Origin of the sequence: Sphingobacterium sp. HMA12, from assembly GCF_002933815.1 — a bacterium.
Lineage (GTDB): Bacteria > Bacteroidota > Bacteroidia > Sphingobacteriales > Sphingobacteriaceae > Sphingobacterium.
Genome location: NZ_BEYR01000007.1, coordinates 319,674 through 338,537 on the forward strand (window position 1 = coordinate 319,674; position 18,864 = coordinate 338,537).

General features: G+C 41.0%; 14 protein-coding genes. 10 read left to right on the forward strand and 4 right to left on the reverse strand.

Annotated elements, in window-relative coordinates; genetic code table 11:
* The first annotated feature begins 179 nt into the window (after positions 1-179).
* Positions 180-1,841, forward strand: a complete 1,662-nt coding sequence (gene recN, locus HMAT_RS25285) for a DNA repair protein RecN (RefSeq protein ID WP_104385603.1) — start codon at positions 180-182, stop codon at positions 1,839-1,841.
* Positions 1,842-1,908: 67 nt separating this feature from the next.
* On the opposite strand, the gene HMAT_RS25290 is transcribed toward recN, so the two are convergent.
* Together HMAT_RS25290 and HMAT_RS25295 are read right to left on the reverse strand one after the other, a co-directional pair.
* A complete protein-coding gene (locus HMAT_RS25290; protein WP_158656143.1) occupies positions 1,909-2,364 on the reverse strand; it encodes a hypothetical protein in 456 nt (151 codons plus the stop codon).
* A gap of 138 nt (positions 2,365-2,502) precedes the next feature.
* Positions 2,503-5,028, reverse strand: coding sequence for an ATP-dependent Clp protease ATP-binding subunit (locus HMAT_RS25295; RefSeq protein ID WP_104385605.1), 2,526 nt, complete (start codon positions 5,026-5,028; stop codon positions 2,503-2,505).
* Between the two features lie 185 nt (positions 5,029-5,213).
* Here HMAT_RS25295 and ettA point away from each other — a divergent pair, with 185 nt between their 5' ends.
* From ettA to uxuA, 9 genes are all read left to right on the forward strand, one after another.
* Positions 5,214-6,896, forward strand: a complete 1,683-nt coding sequence (gene ettA / locus HMAT_RS25300; protein WP_104385606.1) for an energy-dependent translational throttle protein EttA — start codon at positions 5,214-5,216, stop codon at positions 6,894-6,896.
* An 8-nt stretch (positions 6,897-6,904) separates the two neighbouring features.
* Positions 6,905-8,095 (forward strand): PAS domain-containing sensor histidine kinase, encoded by a 1,191-nt coding sequence (locus HMAT_RS25305; protein WP_104385641.1) that lies wholly within the window; start codon positions 6,905-6,907, stop codon positions 8,093-8,095.
* A 19-nt stretch (positions 8,096-8,114) separates the two neighbouring features.
* A complete protein-coding gene (locus tag HMAT_RS25310; RefSeq protein ID WP_104385607.1) occupies positions 8,115-9,182 on the forward strand; it encodes a response regulator in 1,068 nt (355 codons plus the stop codon).
* Between the two features lie 213 nt (positions 9,183-9,395).
* Positions 9,396-9,815: a lactate dehydrogenase gene (locus HMAT_RS25315; protein ID WP_104385608.1), complete on the forward strand. Its 420-nt coding sequence runs from the start codon at positions 9,396-9,398 to the stop codon at positions 9,813-9,815.
* Positions 9,812-11,182 carry an oxygen-independent coproporphyrinogen III oxidase gene (hemN, locus tag HMAT_RS25320; protein ID WP_233789601.1) on the forward strand — a complete coding sequence of 457 codons (1,371 nt, stop codon included), beginning with the start codon at positions 9,812-9,814 and terminating at the stop codon, positions 11,180-11,182. Before HMAT_RS25315 ends, hemN begins: the two co-directional genes overlap by 4 nt.
* 8 nt (positions 11,183-11,190) lie before the next feature.
* A complete protein-coding gene (locus tag HMAT_RS25325) occupies positions 11,191-13,584 on the forward strand; it encodes a heavy metal translocating P-type ATPase metal-binding domain-containing protein (RefSeq protein ID WP_104385610.1) in 2,394 nt (797 codons plus the stop codon).
* 14 nt (positions 13,585-13,598) lie between these two features.
* The gene (gene ccoS / locus HMAT_RS25330) at positions 13,599-13,751 is read left to right on the forward strand and encodes a cbb3-type cytochrome oxidase assembly protein CcoS (RefSeq protein WP_371412063.1); all 153 of its coding nucleotides are present in this window, start codon (positions 13,599-13,601) and stop codon (positions 13,749-13,751) included.
* A 107-nt stretch (positions 13,752-13,858) separates the two neighbouring features.
* The gene (locus HMAT_RS25335; RefSeq protein WP_104385612.1) at positions 13,859-14,677 is read left to right on the forward strand and encodes an SDR family oxidoreductase; all 819 of its coding nucleotides are present in this window, start codon (positions 13,859-13,861) and stop codon (positions 14,675-14,677) included.
* A 12-nt stretch (positions 14,678-14,689) separates the two neighbouring features.
* Positions 14,690-15,850, forward strand: a complete 1,161-nt coding sequence (gene uxuA / locus HMAT_RS25340) for a mannonate dehydratase (protein WP_104385613.1) — start codon at positions 14,690-14,692, stop codon at positions 15,848-15,850.
* A 130-nt stretch (positions 15,851-15,980) separates the two neighbouring features.
* Here the strand turns inward: uxuA and HMAT_RS25345 are convergent, their stop codons facing one another.
* Positions 15,981-17,003, reverse strand: a complete 1,023-nt coding sequence (locus HMAT_RS25345; protein ID WP_104385614.1) for a LacI family DNA-binding transcriptional regulator — start codon at positions 17,001-17,003, stop codon at positions 15,981-15,983.
* Between the two features lie 975 nt (positions 17,004-17,978).
* Positions 17,979-18,335: a hypothetical protein gene (locus HMAT_RS25350; protein WP_104385615.1), complete on the reverse strand. Its 357-nt coding sequence runs from the start codon at positions 18,333-18,335 to the stop codon at positions 17,979-17,981.
* Positions 18,336-18,864: the final 529 nt, after the last annotated feature.

Sequence of the window (18,864 nt, forward strand, 5' to 3'; positions counted from 1 at the left end):
ATTGAATTAATTAAAGCACTAGATGTTTAAACCCGAAACAATTTTTTTTGAAACAAAATGCATTGAAAACGTCTGATTTTTAGGTAAATTACCTACTAAAGAAAGGACCATAAAAGATAAGATACAATCCGGATGAGGAACGGTTTTCCTCCCAACTGTAACAATAGACCTTTAAGCATATGCTAGATACCTTACATATTAAGAATTACGCCCTGATCAACGAATTGGAAATCCAATTTGATAAAGGGTTGAATATGATTACTGGGGAGACTGGAGCGGGTAAATCCATTATTATGGGAGCACTTTCCCTGATTTTGGGTAATAGGGCGGAGGGAAAACACTTTTTTGATCCGTCTAAAAAATGTGTAATCGAAGGGGAGTTTAATATCGGAGCTTATCAATTAAATAGTTTCTTTGAGCAGAATGACCTTGACTATGCGGATCATACGATTATCCGACGAGAAATTACACCAGATGGTAAATCCCGTGCCTTTGTAAATGATTCTCCGGTTACATTGGCAATACTTAAACAATTGGGCGAGCAATTGATCGATGTGCATTCACAGCATGCGACTTTACAGGTCAATACCGAGGAATTCCAGTTTTTGGTAGTCGACAGTGTAGCCGGGACATTTGCGTTGAAACAAAGCTATAAGGAGAGTTATATTGCCTATAAAAAAGCAAAGCGTGAACTGGAAGAATTGAAAGAAACGGTTAAGAAGGCGGCGATAGAGCTGGATTATTTTCAATTTCAATTTGATGAGCTAGATGGGGCGAAGCTCGTGCCTGATGAACAGGGAACACTAGAGCAGCAACAACGGCAATTGGAGAATGCCGAGGATATCAAACGGTCCTTAAATGCGGCCTCAAGTCTGTTAGAAAACGAGGATATAGCCGTATTGACACAATTGAAAGATGCTATGTCGCAGATCGAAGGAATATCTTCTTTTCTGCCCGAAGCGGCCGATCTAGCTACACGGGTGAAGAGTACCTTGATCGAATTAAAAGATGTGGCTGCGGAGTTGACTTCGCTCGAAGAGGATACTCACTTGGATGAGGGTACCTTACTGGAGATCAATGAGCGATTGAGCTTACTATATTCGTTGCAGAAAAAACATCATGTCGACTCAGTGGAGGAACTCATTCAATTAAGAGATGATCTGGAAGCAAAACTATTGGCCATCAATTCCTCCGATGAGCAGTTGGAGCGTCTGGAAGCAGAGGTGATAGAGAAGCTGAAAGTTGCGCTAAACAATGCGAAAGAGCTTTCAAGCGCACGCAGATTAGTATTGGATACAATAGCCGGGGAGGTGCAAAATACGCTGTTGAATGTTGGCATGCCAAATGCGGTACTTCAGGTTGTATTAGAGCCACTGAAAGAGGGCGAGATGCGTGAGTCTGGAATAGATACTATTCAGTTCCTGTTTTCTGCCAATAAGGGGCAAGCCTTACAATCTATTCATCGTGTCGCTTCAGGCGGAGAGCTCTCCCGTGTGATGTTGGCCATAAAATCACTCGTTGCTAAGACTTCGGCTTTACCAACGATTGTCTTTGATGAGATCGATACTGGGATTTCGGGAGAGGTCGCATTGCGTGTCGGTGAGGTCATGGAGAATTTAGCTGCAAATATGCAGGTGATTGCGATTTCGCACTTGCCGCAGATTGCATCTAAAGGTGCTGCACATTTTAAAGTATATAAGGAAGATAGAGCTAACCGTACCATATCAAATATCGTACGTCTGGATCAATCCGGTAGGGTCAAAGAGATCGCACAAATGCTGAGCGGAGCAAATCCAACGGATGCTGCATTAGAGCATGCAGAGCTGTTGCTGAAAGGGTAGGAAGAAAATAATGTATAGTAAAAAAGCCTCCGAATAATTATTTATTATTTGGAGGCTTTTTTATGTATTACTGATCGCCGTTATCGGCATCAGTTAATGTAACCTTTGCACGGAATGGAGGTGGGGGAGTAGCAGTACCTGTACCAAGGTAATCAGCATAGATATTTAAATCTCCATCTATTTTACCATCATAAAAGGAGTATTCTACCCGGAAATTATATGGACCAGATGTTGTGGGAATATTGTTTCCATTAAGATTGATATAGAAATCAGGATTACTATTAAAAGCAATAGCTACTGCTACCTGTCCATAATCAAAATATTTAGAATCGATTTCATTGAACGGAACCGAGATTACAAAAGTTCTTGGATTTCCTTCAGTCTTCCATTGATAATTATCCCCAGGTACTGCAAATTTATAGGTAACTCCCGGTAAGTAATTTGTAACATACTCCTTCTTACAAGAAGAGAATGAAACCAAGGCTGCGGTTCCAATTAAAGCTGCTAATAAAAGTCTTTTCATATCGTTTGTGTTATTTGTGACAGTTTTTTTATTATAGGACGATAAAATAGTGTAAAAGTTTAACGTCACTCTTCTTTACAACAAAAAATGCACCATTATGGTGCATTTTCATGAATTTATTTCGAGTACAGCAAGCGATTATTTCTCGGCTGTATCTTTTGAAGACTTCGGATCTGAGCTAGAGACCTCAATATCTTTGGTTTCCGGATTGATACTCACCGTTAAAACTGAGCCTGTTTGCACATTTCCTTTCAGAATTTCTTCTGCAATTGGATCCTCAAGATATTTCTGAATTGCACGTTTTAAAGGACGCGCACCGAAATTACTATCATAGCCTTTATCTGCAATAAAACCTTTGGCCTCATCTGTCAAATTAATGGTATACCCCAGATCTGCGATACGTTTAAACAATGACGTCAATTCGATATCAATAATTTTAAAGATATTTTCTTTTGTCAACGAATTGAAAACAATAACATCATCAATACGATTTAAAAATTCCGGCGCAAATGCTCTTTTTAATGCAGTTTCGATTACTCCACGGGAATGCGCATCTGTTTGTTGCGATTTTGCCGCGGTCGTAAAACCAACACCCTGACCAAATTCTTTCAACTGACGTGCGCCAATGTTGGAAGTCATGATGATAATCGTATTACGGAAATCTACTTTACGTCCCAAACTATCGGTCAACTGACCTTCATCCAATACCTGCAACAACAAGTTGAATACATCTGGATGTGCTTTCTCAATCTCATCCAAAAGCACTACAGCGTAAGGCTTACGACGTACTTTCTCTGTTAGCTGTCCACCTTCTTCATAACCGACATATCCTGGAGGCGCTCCTACAAGTCGTGATATCGCAAATTTCTCCATGTATTCACTCATGTCAATCTGAATCAGTGCGTCCTCAGTATCAAACATAAACCGCGCTAACTCTTTTGCCAATTCTGTCTTACCAACACCAGTAGGACCCAAGAATATAAAGGAACCGATCGGTTTTTTAGGATCTTTCAGTCCGGCACGTGTACGTTGAATGGCTTTTACCAATTTGCCAACAGCATCGTCCTGACCAATGATTCTTCCCTTCATCAATTCTCCCATATTCAACAGCTTTTGGCTGTCAGTTTGGCTGACACGTTGTACCGGGATACCGGTCATCATTGCTACAACTTCCGCTACATTTTCTTCGGAAACAGTATATCGCTTAGATTTGGTTTCTTCTTCCCACGCTATCTTTTCTTTCTCCAATTCCTCGATAAGCTTTTTCTCTGTATCGCGTAACTTAGCAGCTTCTTCATACTTTTGACTACGAACTACCTTGTTTTTCTCCAATTTGACTTCCTCGATTTTATTCTCGATGTCAATAATGGATTGTGGAACATGGATATTATTCAAGTGTACACGTGAACCAGCCTCATCCAAAGCGTCAATCGCTTTATCGGGTAGGAACCGATCCGTAATATATCGTGTTGTCAGGGACACACAGGCTTCAATTGCATCCGGAGTATAAGTCACATTGTGGTGATCCTCATATTTCTCTTTGATACGATTCAAGATCTCTACAGTTTCATCATGTGTAGCAGGTTCAATCGTCACACGTTGGAAACGACGGTCTAAAGCGCCATCTTTTTCAATATATTGACGGTATTCGTCCAGTGTAGTTGCACCGATACATTGTATTTCTCCTCTTGCCAAAGCTGGTTTGAACATATTGGAAGCATCCAAAGATCCTGAAGCACCGCCAGCGCCAACAATGGTATGGATTTCGTCGATAAACAAAATGACATCCGGTGATTTTTCCAGTTCATTCATGACCGCTTTCATACGCTCTTCAAATTGACCCCGATATTTCGTGCCAGCAACCAATGAAGCCAAGTCTAAAGTAACCACACGCTTGTTGAACAAGACACGGGATACTTTACGTTGCACAATACGGAGTGCTAATCCTTCCGCTATCGCTGATTTACCTACGCCAGGTTCACCGATTAACAACGGATTATTCTTTTTACGACGTGACAAAATCTGTGATACACGTTCGATTTCTTTTTCACGACCTACAATTGGATCCAATCTACCTTCCTCAGCAGCTTTGGTCAGATCTCGACCGAAGTTGTCCAATACGGGGGTTTTGGATTTGATATCCGAAACCTTCTTCGGTTGGATATATTGATCATCCTCAGCAAAGTCATCATCACCGGTAGGAGAGCCCGGAGCCTCATCCTTGATGGTGGTTTTATTTTGCTCTACTTCCGCTTTGAAGATGTCATAGGTCACATTATATTGCTGTAAAATTTGCGAAGCGATATTATCTTCATCCCGTAAGATAGCCAATAATAGGTGCTCGGTCCCGATAATATCGGATTTGAAAATTTTCGCTTCCAAATACGTTATTTTCAGAACTTTTTCAGCTTGTTTAGTTAACGGCATGTTGCCAATAGGTGCACGTGATACAGATGCCCCCTTCACTGCGTCTTCCACAGATTGACGTAGGGCAGTTGTGTCAATGCCTATGTTTTTAAGGATTTTGATCGCCATTCCATCGCCCTCACGAATCAAGCCGAGCAACAAGTGCTCTGTGCCTATATAATCGTGACGCAATCTCAAAGCTTCCTCTCTACTGTACGATATGACATCCTTTACGCGCGGTGAAAATTTTGCTTCCATTGAATACCTTTCTGTTTTATATTAAGGATATATAAATGTAGTAAATTCTACATTTCAAACCTTAAAATTATTTTAAATAATGTCATCAACAATTAAGCCATGACCATTATACGTCCAAAATGTCAGTATAAAAGATTACATTTGTATGTTAATATAACAAGAGTTTTCCAATTTTTTTAAATTTTATGTCAGACGAGAAGATTATTTTTTCGATGGCGGGTGTCAATAAAATCTATCCGCCTCAAAAACAAGTTCTAAAAAATATCTATTTATCTTTTTTCTATGGTGCCAAGATCGGTGTAATCGGTTTGAACGGATCCGGAAAATCTTCACTATTGAAAATTATTGCGGGTTTGGACAAATCTTATCAGGGTGAAGTGGTGTTTTCTCCGGGCTACTCTGTGGGCTATCTGGCACAGGAACCCCAATTGGATCTCGAAAAGACCGTTCTTGAAATTGTACAGGAAGGTGTTGCTGAAATCACAGCAACCTTAAAAGAATACGAAGAAATCAATGAGAAATTCGGCTTGCCTGAGGTCTATGAAAATCCTGATGAGATGGATAAACTGTTGGCTAGACAAGGCGAACTGCAAGATAAAATCGACGCAACAAATGCTTGGGAAATTGATTCCAAATTAGAAAGAGCAATGGATGCCTTACGTTGTCCGGAACCGGATGCTAAAATTGTCAATTTGTCAGGTGGTGAGCGCAGACGTGTAGCATTATGTCGCTTATTATTACAAGAACCAGATGTTTTGTTGCTCGATGAGCCGACCAACCACTTGGACGCGGAGTCTATTGACTGGTTAGAACAACATTTGAAACAATATAAAGGAACCGTTATTGCTGTTACCCACGACCGTTATTTCTTGGATAATGTCGCAGGATGGATCTTAGAGCTGGACCGTGGTGAAGGGATTCCTTGGAAAGGAAATTACTCCTCTTGGTTAGATCAAAAGGCTAAACGTCTGGCGCAGGAAGAAAAACAGGAAACCAAACGTCAAAAAACATTGGAGCGTGAGCTGGAATGGGTACGTATGGCTCCAAAGGCTCGTCATGCCAAATCTAAGGCCCGCCTTCATAACTATGAGAAATTGGCTTCTGAGGAAACCAAAGAACGCGAAGAGAAATTGGAATTATTTATTCCGCCGGGACCGCGTTTGGGTAACTCTGTCATCGAGGCAACCGATATTTCCAAAGCTTATGGCGACCGTATCTTATTTGAGAATTTAAGTTTCATGTTGCCTCCAGCGGGTATTGTTGGGATCATCGGACCAAACGGTGCCGGTAAAACAACTTTATTCCGCCTGATTACAGGACAGGAAACACCGGATACCGGATCGTTCAAAGTAGGAGAGACTGTCAAATTGGGGTATGTTGATCAGATGCACCATGACCTTGATCCTGAAAAATCCGTTTGGGAAAATATCACTGGCGGTAACGACAACATGATCCTGGGCAATCGCTCCGTGAATTCCAGAGCTTATGTCTCCAAATTTAACTTTAATGGTGCCGATCAGCAAAAGAAAGTCGGTGTGCTTTCCGGTGGGGAACGTAATCGTGTCCATTTGGCGATCACGCTAAAAGAAGGGTCAAATGTGCTTCTGCTCGATGAGCCGACCAATGACATTGATGTCAATACATTACGTGCTTTAGAGGAAGGTCTGGAAAATTTTGGTGGCTGTGCTGTGGTCATCTCCCACGATAGATGGTTCTTGGACCGTATCTGTACGCATATTCTTGCTTTTGAAGGCGATTCTCAAGTGTATTTCTTTGAAGGTAACTATACCGAATATGAGGAAAACCGTAAGAAACGCTTGGGCGATGTAACGCCGCATCGTATTAAATACAAAAAATTAGTGAAATAGCGATGATCATGGAAGGCGGAAGGCTTTTAGCGGCCATAATAGACCATGCAATTGATGGAATTATTACCATAGACAACAGGGGGAATGTCGAAAGCATTAACCCCGCTGCCTTAGAATTGTTTGGATATAACGCTGATGAAGTAATAGGACATAATGTGTCGATGTTAATGCCTGAACCCGATCGGGGTAATCATGATAATTATATTCATAATTATCAAACGACTGGGCATAAGAAAATTATAGGGATCGGCCGGGAGGTAATGGGGCTAAAGAAAAGCGGAAAGACATTTCCGTTTCGTTTGGCGGTGAGTGAAGTATGGCTTAAAGACAAAAATATTTTTACAGGATTTATCCATGATCTCTCACGTGAAAAGGCTGCAGAAGATATGCTGAAACAGCATGCTGCTGAATTGGAACATAAAGTCAGTGAAAGGACACGTGATTTGATATCGCTGGTTTCAGAACTGGAAAAAGCAAAAGCAGAAGTTTCCAAATCTCTGGAGAAAGAAATTGAACTTAACCAGCTTAAATCCAGGTTTGTATCCATGGCTTCACATGAGTTTCGCACACCGTTGAGCTCTGTGCAATTGTCTGCTTCACTGATTGAGAAATATGCGGACCGCCCCGATGATAAGGCAAATATTATCAAACATACCAACAAGATTAAAGGGGCAGTGCAGCTTCTCACAAGCATATTGAATGATTTTCTGTCACTGGAAAAATTGGAAGCCGGAATTGTAGTCATGAATAAACAGTATATTAATCTGGTTGAACTGGCGGAAGAAATCACCGAGGAAATGCAATTGATCTGTAAGAAAAATCAGCATATTGTCTACCAGCATACGGGTGAAATCGGACATTTTTCGCTGGATCCGAACCTGCTAAAAAATGCGTTGGTGAATTTGATTTCCAACGCCATCAAATATTCGGGTGAAGATACTTTAATAGAGTTTACAACCTGTATCGATGATGAGGGCTGTTCAATTTCTGTTAAGGATAATGGTATCGGTATTCCTGAAGAGGATCAGGTGCATTTGTTCGAGCCTTTTTTTAGAGCACATAACACAGGAAATATTCCGGGTACTGGACTGGGCTTAAATATCGTAAAAAGATATATCGAACTTATGGAAGGTAAAATGGAGTTTGTTTCCGAGGTGCATAAAGGAACATCATTTAAAGTTAGTTTTGATAAGGTATAATTGACGGATAAATAATAAGATGAAAAATAAAAAGACAATTCTGATCATTGAGGATAATATTGACATTAGAGAGGGGACAACCGAGATTTTAGAGTTGACAGGACGGTATGAAGTGATTACAGCTGAGAATGGTCGGATAGGAGTTGACTTGGCAACCCGGCATATTCCTGATTTGATTCTCTGTGATATCATGATGCCTGAATTGGATGGTTATGGTGTGCTATTTATGTTGAGCAAGATAGAAAGTACCTCAAAAATTCCTTTTATTTTTCTGACCGCAAAAGCCGAACGCGCAGATATGCGTAAGGCAATGGAGATGGGTGCGGATGATTACCTGACCAAACCTTTTGATGATGTGGAACTGATGAACGCTATTGAGGTTCGCCTGAAAAAACATGAGCAATTATCTGCAGATACGGTTGAAGAATACGATTTAAACCTGAGTGAAGAGGAACAAGTTTTATTGCTACAGGAATTGCTCGCCAATTCACGTGTGAAAACCGTAAAAAAGAAACAGTCAATCTTTGAGAAAGACGATTCACCTACTTATGTTTATTATGTCAAATCGGGTCAGATTCGTAGCTTTAAGTCGTACAAAGATGGACGGGAACTATCGACAGGGATTTTTATACAGGGAAATTATTTTGGTTATGCTTCTGTGCTGTTGAATGAAAATTATGAAGATTATGCGGAAGCTGTTGAATCCAGCGAAGTTATTTTAATCCCAAAAGACGCCTTTTTGGAGCTCCTATGGAAAAAACCTGCTATAGCTAGTAAGTTTATTAAATTACTTTCTGTAGACCTTCGTGAAAAAGAAGAGCAATTGTTGGGTTTTGCATATCATTCTGTCCGCAAACGTGTGGCCAATGCACTGATCAGTGTCGCCGAAAAAAGCGGAATTAATATCAATGAGGTCAATGCCTGTACAATTGATATTACCAGAGATGGGATTGCTTCGATAGCAGGTACGGCAAATGAAACAGTTTCACGTATGCTTTCCGATTTTAAAGAAGAGAAGCTGATCTCGAAGGAAAAAGGAAAGATTTATATCAATTCGATCAAAAATCTAAGGGATGTAAAACAGTAACACAAATAAATTGAATAGTCAGTGAGCTTTGCGCTTGCGATACTTAATATCAAGACAAAAGGGGTCTGTCCGAGCAATTCGGACAGACCCCTTTTTGTATAATTGTGATATATATCATTGTCAGGCATGGTCTTGTATCATGTTTTTGGGCGTAACTATGATTTAATTTTGTTTCTAGGATAAACTTATACGTGGTTGATTGTAGAATTCAAAATGAAAGTAGTTGTATATAATGTGAGGTCATTTGAAAAAGAGTTTTGGGCATTGGCCAATGCAAAACAGCATGATCTAACTTTGATTTCAAACGGATTAAATGCCGAAACGCAAAATTACGCGCGCGGGAAGGATGCGGTTGTCATCTCTGGAGGAGATATTTTGGATGATAAAATGCTACTTAATTTGAAGGAATTGGGGATCAATAAGATCATGACAAGGAGTAAAGAAACATCCCATATTGATTTGGTGAAGGCAGGCACACTGAGCATTCAGATTGCTAATGCGCCTTTTGAGGATCAAAGCCCAAAAGGACTCGCAGAACAGACTGTTCGGAATCTCAATCTCTGGGGAATGGAAAAATGTGTTGGTAAAGCATGTTGTTGTTTAAGTGACTGCGCAAAAAATAATTTTCAATGAGTACACAAGACAGGACTATGGCGGAATTGGTGCAAAAATACAATGTTGCGGCACCACGGTACACCAGTTATCCAACGGTCCCATTTTGGGACGAGAAAACGTTTTCTACCAACGGCTGGATGGATCAGGTATACCGTACTTTCAAACAGTCAAAAGATAGGGGGCTAAGTCTGTATATACATCTTCCTTTTTGCGAGAGCTTATGCACATACTGTGGCTGTAATACGCGTATTACGAAAAATCATCAGGTTGAACTGCCCTATATTGTGGCCCTTCTGAAGGAATGGGAGATGTATCGGGCTGTTTTTGAAGGCGAGAAACCGCTCGTGTCAGAAATACATCTAGGCGGCGGTACACCGACATTTTTTCAACCCGAGAACCTGAAATTGTTGATAGAGGGAATTCTTGAACATGTCGATGTCACAGCAGATCGCTCTTTTTCATTTGAAGCGCACCCTGCTAATACCACAACCGAGCACCTACAGATTCTTTTCGACCTAGGCTTCCGTCGTCTCAGCTTAGGGATACAGGATTTCGATCCTTTGGTGCAGTTTATGATCAATAGACAGCAGACCTTTGAGGAAGTAGAAGCGGTGATGTTGAATGCCAGAGAGATCGGTTTTGAATCCATTAATTTCGATTTGATCTACGGATTGCCTAAGCAGACCCAGGCATCTGTACAGGATACAATTGAAAAATCTATGCTGCTCAAGCCAGACCGTATATCTTTTTATAGTTATGCCCATGTCCCTTGGTTAAAACCCGGGCAGCGGCATTATACCGAGGCGGATCTGCCGAAGGGGACTGCCAAACTAGCGCTTTATAATCTCGGGAAAAAGATGATTCTGGCACAGGGATACGCAGATATCGGGATGGATCATTTTGCGAAAAAAGATGATGAACTTTATTTGGCTTTCCAAGAGGGACGCTTGCACCGTAATTTTATGGGCTATGCGGATCGGTTTAATCCCTTATTAATTGGCCTTGGTGTGTCTTCGATCAGTGACGCCTGGGGTGGTTTCGCACAAAACGTGAAAACAGTTGAGGAATATCATAAGCTGATCGCATCGGGTGTGTTGCCCGTAGTGAAAGGACATATACTTCATGCGGAAGATCTTGTCATAAGACGTTATATCCTTGATATGATGTGTATAGGTAAAGTACAATTGGATCCTACATCGGATTTAACTGAGCAGATTAAAGATGAATTGTCAACATTGGTCCAAGACGGCTTAGTCAGCATAGAAGGAGATCTGATTCGATGCACTACTATCGGACGTTCATTTCTACGGAATATATGTATGGCTTTTGATCAACGTTTTTTAAAGCTGCGTACAAAAACGCAGTTATTTAGTGAAGCAATTTAATAGGGGATATGGCGGTAACTAAGGAACAAGTACAACGAATCGAAAAATGTTTCCACTGTGGAGACAAAATCGAAGAAACGGGTTACCATCTCGATGAGCATGATTTTTGCTGCCTGGGATGCCAAACGGTATATCAGGTTTTGCAGGATGGAGGGATGCAGCAATACTACCGTTATAATCAGCATCCGGGAAAATCCAATAAAGAAAAGCAAGCGGATTTTTCATACTTGGATGAACCTCAGATCGCTGCTAAATTAGTTGATTTTAGGGATGATAAAATTACTGTTATTACTTTTTATATTCCCGCTATCCATTGTAGCTCATGTATTTGGCTATTGGAAAATCTCTATAAGCTAAATCCAAATGTACTGCAGTCTCGGGTGGACTTTATGAAAAAACAGGCTAGTATCACCTTTAACCATACTTTACTTCCCCTGAAAGATTTAGTTTACCTTTTGGTGAATATTGGCTATGATCCCAAAATAACTTTGCAGGATGTCGTTAAAGAGGGGAATAAGAATAATCTGAACCCCTTGGTTGCCAAGATTGCAGTAGCTGGATTCTGCTTTGGAAATTCGATGTTATTTAGCTTTCCGGACTACTTTGGTATGGGGGCCTTTGAAAAGGAGTATGCGCGTTTTTTCGGTTACATCAATTTAGCTTTTGGGGTGCCGGTTTTGTTGTATTGTGCTTCAGATTACTTTAAGTCTGCGTATGTCAGTTTGAAACAAAAAAGATTAAACCTGGATGTTCCGTTGGCCTTGGGAATATTGGTCCTGTTTCTACGTTCGACATTTGAGGTAATGACCCAGACAGGAGCCGGTTTTACAGATACTTTATGTAGTTTGGTGTTCTTTATTCTTATCGGAAAGTGGGTACAGCAGCGCACTTATTACCACATTTCTTTTGAAAGGGATTATCGGAGCTATTTCCCCGTTGCGGTAACCGTGCTTACTGAAAATGGAGACAAGCCTGTACAATTGGCGGATATTCATACCGGCGACCGTATCCTCGTTCGTAATAATGAGATTATTCCGGCAGACGCCATACTATTAAAAGGCGATGCGGCAATTGACTTTAGTTTTGTAACCGGCGAATCAAGCCCGGTGAGCAAAACCTTAGGGGAAATTATTTATGCAGGGGGACGTCAGATAGGGGAGGCAATAGAACTGGAAGTCATAAAGCCGATTTCACAGTCGTATCTGACCAAATTATGGAATAATGAAAACTACAAAGATTACGATAAGCATTTTCAGACTTTTGTGAACTTTATAAGTAAATATTTTACTGTTGTTTTATTGGCGATCGCTTTTTTAGCGGCGCTATATTGGGCTGTGGATGGTAGTGCCAATAGGGCCTGGGGAGCTTTTACGGCAGTGCTGATTATCGCATGTCCTTGTGCATTGGCGTTGAGCTCTCCATTTACCCTATCTGCGGCATTAAGTATTTTCGATCGAAACAAATTCTATGTTAAAAATACCGCTGCAATCGAACAGATGGCAACGATAGATACACTCGTTTTCGACAAAACAGGAACTATTTCTTCGCCCAAAGCAACTTCCATTTATTTTGAGGGAAAACTTACCACAGATGAAAAAAAGCAACTCAATGCAGTATGCCGAAACTCTAGTCATCCGTTAAGCCGGGAGATCGTGAAATGGCTGAATGTATCATCGGATATTCCGGTGAGAAATTTCAAAGAGTTTCCCGGAAAAGGAATGACGGCCGAGCTTGCTGGGCAGGTTGTTAAGATCGGTAGCGCCAATTTTTTGAATATAGGGAACATCAAGACCGACGGATCTGTCGTATTCATATGCGTGGGTGAGGAACTGAAAGGATATTTTACCATGGAACAGGCATGGAGAACTGGCCTGTCGGCGTTGATCGAAGATTTCAGACCTCGTTACGACCTGCATCTTATATCGGGAGATAATGACCGACGTCTGGATGCACTAAAATTGATTTTTCCCTCAGAGGCTTGCTTGATGTTTAACCAGTCACCAATGGAAAAACTGGGTCGTATTCATAGATTTCAGCAGGACGGAAAACATGTCTGTATGATCGGTGATGGATTGAATGATGCCGGAGCATTGCGTAAAGCTGATTTGGGAATTGCCGTCAGTGATGATATCAATAACTTTTCACCTGGCTGTGACGCTATTCTTGATGGCGAATCATTTTCAAAACTATCCGATTTCTTTGCTTTCAGTAAAGATGCTGTAAAGGTGATTCACATGAGTTTTGGAATATCTTTACTTTATAATATAATCGGGCTGAGTTTTGCCATTCAGGGGATTATGTCGCCTTTATTTGCAGCAATTTTGATGCCTATAAGTACAGTTACGATCATCTCATTTACCAGCATAATGACAAGATGGTATGCAAAACGTCATAAACTATAGTTGTTATGGAAATCATGTATATTCTAATCGGTTGTAGTGTTCTATTGGCTTTGGTATTTTTATGCGCTTTCTTCTGGGCGAATAAGTCAGGCCAGCACGACGATACTTATACCCCTTCAGTAAGAATTCTGTTTGATGATGAAATAATAGAAGAAGAGGAAAAATAGATTAGTGTTAACTAAAACGTTATCGTAATTAAATCAATTACTTTTTTTTGTAATTAAGGTTATTATCAATAAAATTGGGGGTAAATACCAATTTGAAATAGAAATACATGAGTAATAACCCATTTTCATTAAAAGATAAAGTTGTCGTTATCACGGGCGGTACAGGAATTCTAGGTGAGGCATTTGTGGAAGCGCTGGCTGAAGCGGAGGCAAGAGTTGCTATCCTTGGACGTAATCAGCAGATCGGAGCGGAGCGTGTGCAGCAAGTGGAATCCCTTGGTGGGGAGGCCATATTTGTAGAAGTAGATATTATGGACGAGCAGGATGTCGCCAGGGCAAAGGATGAAATCCTCGAAAAATGGGGACGAATAGACGGTCTGGTGAATGCTGTCGGCGGAAATATCCCGGGCGCAACAATAGGAGCTGACCAAGATCTGTTTGCAAGTAATATTCAGGACACCATCAAAGCGATCGAGCTGAACCTCTATGGAACAATTATTCCTACACATATTATTGGTCGTGTAATAGCAGAAAGCGGAAAAGGAGTGATCGTTAATATTTCCTCCCTGACTGCAAGCCGGCCCTTCACACGTGTACTAGGATATACAGTGGCTAAACACGGTATTGATGGTTATACAAAATGGATGGCAACGGAACTTGCGCAACGTTACGGTGATCAAGTTCGCGTCAATGCAATTGCTCCGGGCGTCTTCCTGACCAAACAAAACAAAAATCTATTAATAAACTCCGACGGTAGCTATAGTGAACGAACCAAGCGGATACTTAGCGGAACACCTTATAATCGGCTGGGAAATCCGCGGGAATTAAAAGGAACTTTAATCTATTTGTTGAGCGATGCCTCAGCATTTGTAACTGGAGAGACGGTTTTTGTGGATGGTGGCTTTAATGCATGGTGTGGCGTTTAACGAAATTTTGAGATGAATAAATTAGAACAAACATGGCGTTGGTACGGCCCCAACGATCCGGTATCCTTACAGGATGTTAAACAGGCCGGTGCAACGGGCATTGTGACGGCACTTCATCATATTCCCCATGGGGAAGTTTGGCCTCTGACCGATATTCAGGAACGAAAACGTATTATCGAAGATGCAGGCTTAGTTTGGTCGGTGGTCGAGAGCGTGACGGTTCATGAAGAAATTAAGACAAAAGGACCGAAAGTTGATGAGTATATCGCTAAGTATAACCAGACATTAGCCAACCTTGCCCAATGCGGTATTAAAACTGTCTGCTATAATTTTATGCCGGTATTGGATTGGACCAGAACACAATTGGATCTATTGATGGCGGATGGTTCAAAGGCGCTTTATTTCGACTGGATCGACCTGGCACTTTTTGATATTTTTATTTTAAAAAGAGTCTCCGCAGAAAAGGATTATGCAGAGGATATCGTAAAAAGGGCGACTGTGCGTTTTGGTGAAATTTCTGAACAACAAAAAGATCGGTTGGCAAATGTTGTGCTGATGGGGATTCCGGGAGAAAAAAATGTTGAATTGGATGCATTGAAGGCTAGTATTGATACCTATAAACATATTGGAAGAGAAGGGTTGCGTAGAAATCTTGTCTACTTTTTAAATGGAATTTCTGCCATATGTGAGGATAATGGTATCCGTATGACCATCCATCCGGACGATCCACCATATCCGATCTTAGGTTTGCCTCGTATTGCGAGCAATGAAGAGGATCTAAACTATATACTGAACGAAGTGCCTCAAGAATTTAACGGCATCTGTTTTTGTACAGGTTCTTTAGGTGCCAGTCAGACCAATGATTTGCCCACGATATTGGAGCAAGTCAAACAAAGGGTAAACTTTGTTCATTTACGGAATGTAAAGAAAGATGCTATAGGCAGTTTCTTTGAAGCAGACCATTTGGATGGAGACGTGAATATGTATAAGATTATGCAAATCCTAGTCGCTGAGAACCAATTGAGATCCGCAGCAATACCTTTTAGACCAGATCATGGGCATCAGATGCTGGATGATCTTCATAAAGTCACAAATCCAGGCTATTCTGCTATCGGTCGCTTAAGAGGTTTAGCTGAATTGCGGGGATTGGAGTATGGAATCATGGGTGAGTAACGATCGTATCAAAGTGTTTAACTAAGGAGCATACTAACAAAGAAAAAATACAGTCGGGAGATAATGAGCATTTGCGATATTTTCCAACTGTATTTTTTTATTCAATACCCAATAGAAGTGTAGAGAGAGCCTATAACGAAGATTTTCTTACAATAAGCTGTGTCGGAAGTTCGATGGTTTCAAATTCGTAAATTGGTCTTGTCTGATTGATGGTGTCAACCAGTTTTTTCGTTGCTATTTCTCCAATTTCAGTTGCGGGTTGCACGACTGTTGACAGTGCAGGATTTAATGACGCTGCGATTTGGGTATTGGAGAATCCTATGACAGCGACTTGGGCTGGAACTTCTATCTGAAGTTCAGCCAGAATTCCCAATGTTCTTGTAGTGATAATATCCGTTGCACCAAAAATTGCATCGATGTTTTTGTAATCAAGATATTCCTTGATGATAATTTCTTTTATCGTTTTGTCCAAATCAACGACACTGTTAAAACTACATTCAATGTAATGTTTTTCATTAAAAGGGATACCTGCATCGGAAAGGGCGGCCTTGAAGCCATTTAAACGTTCTACTGCAACCCCTAGGTTTTTCCCCGTAACATGTAATATATTTCGTTTTCCTTGTTGAATGAGGTGTTGGGTCGCATTGTATGCTCCCTGGAAGTTATTAACCCCTACTTTGAATGTATCCAATTTATGGTTGATCCGGTCGAATATGACAACAGGTATTTTAGCTTTAATAAGATCTTTAAGCTCTTCAATATTCGATCCAGACGACACGGGTGCGATCATTAGACCGTCTATACCGCGCATTCTTAATACGTCTATACAATTTTTCTCGATACGTTCATCCTCTCTACTTTGCATGAATATAATATCGTAGATGGTTTGCTGAGAGGCAATCTGGATTCCATCGAGAATCTGTGACACGAAGGTATTGCTGATATTGGAAACAATAACTCCAATGGTATTTGATTTTCCAATTTTTAAACTCCTTGCTAATTTATTTGGATGAAAATTATGCTTCTTGGCATATTCCTGAACCAATTTTTTCGTTGCTTCACTGATTTCGTAGCTGTCTGACAGGGCTTTGGAAACGGTGGAAACAGAAATGTTGAGTTCTAAAGCTATATCTTTCAGGGTAGTTCTGCTCATCACGTTGGAGGTTATTATGAGAAGATAAATCTACATAAAAAAATAGACAAACAAGCTTTTTTTGATAATTATCCAGGGTTTACGTTGTAACAATAATATAAGTCCGGTGTATAGCAGTTTTATGTTTAACAAGTTCAATTTTTATGTGTTTCTTTTCCGAAAAACTCCATTTCCAGTGAGTCTATCTGGGTGTTTGGCCTATTTTGAAGTTTTTTAGGCTGCGGTTCGGGAGCGATCCCTCGCTGCATCAGGCTTTAAGTGTACCTGAATGCAGATGTTAGCATGGTCTGTTCCTCCTGCGAATGAGGTTCTAGCGTGTTTAACTCGGAGTCACTACAGACTCAACGTGGAAAGAGTACGGATTCATCCTGAAGCGGTCCCGACTGAGATACGAAGCTGTCCCGAGGTTTATCCCCTGTGCAGCCGATTGAGCCGGGAGCTACACAAGGAATATTATATATTAACCTGCTGGTTATATCGTTTGGTCCTTGGCTGGGGACGAGACTGGTTTAATACGAGGGGAGTGAAATCCCAAGTATTCCCTTTGATTCAAAATAAAAGGAATCTCCTGGTATTGCCCATTTTTGGTTGGATCTCCTAACGGCCTTTTTTTGATCCGTGTTCGGATATCGCTCGTCCCCGCTTCGCCGATATTCGGGATTTTCCTATAGATTCTCTACCGTTTCCCTATCGTTTGGATAGGTAATGGATGGTTAAATGGTCGAGAAAAGCCGAGGAAGATAGCGGGAAGGTGCGAACAAAGCCCGCAAGCAGGATACTTTTGCTTTTAGGGAGACCAATTCTGGTATTTTTTAGGTATAAGTCAAATATTAAATAAGTATAAGTCAAATATTAAAGTAGCAATAACCTACTATTAAGTTAGGGTACAGTTAGGTATTGGCTAGGTTTTAGCTAAACAAAACCTAACCAATACCTAAACAAAACCTAAATAAACCCTAACTAAACTACGAATTTCTACTGACCTTGATGACACGCTTTTGTCTTGTTTTTCTGCGGTCTCCTAGGTTTGTTTGCAGCTGCGGTTTTTATGCCTGTCCATGATCCGATCTGCCGGTTCATCGGCTTTTTTTCTGGTCGTCTATCTTTCCGGGATGTTCGCTGCTGTGGGCATAGCGGCTTTCTGTCCCTACTGCGGCGTGTTGGTAGGGAGCCCTTGCGGACGCGACTGTTATGTTTAGCATCCCTCTTTTCGCTCCGGTACACTTTTTCCCATGAGTTCCCCGTTTCCATAACCTCTGCGCCCATTGTATCTACTGCCGTGCCGGATTCTCCGGTTCCTCCGTCCATGTTCCTGCGGCCTTTCCACAGCATTTTCCCGTATAACTGTCTATTTTGCTCCCCGGCGCCCTCCGAGATGCTGTTTTACAAAAAGAATCCACCAAGTTCACAGCGAGTTACAGACATATTGAAAGAAAATAAAACAAAAGGCTTGGAAGTTTGTTAGTAAACTCCCTATCTTTGCACCACTCCGCAAGGGAGGCAGGGTTACTTCGAAAGAGGGAACCGATGAAAAAAGAAGGGTTTAAGTGAGTTCGACAGGATTTAAAATCCCGCCCAGTTTATTTTAAACGCGCAAATCGGAAAAAAGAAAAAGAAAAAAAACTTCAGAAAGTTTTTGGAAGTTCAGAAAAGATTTCTACCTTTGCAGTCCCAACGGAAACGGAGGGAAAAACAAAAAAGATAAAGAGGAGCCTGGTGCTCATCGGAATATAGCGGATACGGAAGTTGAAGCGAGAGAAGTTCTTTAAGAAAATACAATCATGTAAGCGTGACGAGTAGACAAACGAAAGTCATGAACAAATTCAAGAATAGGTTCAATTCGGTCCAAGATCAGAGATAT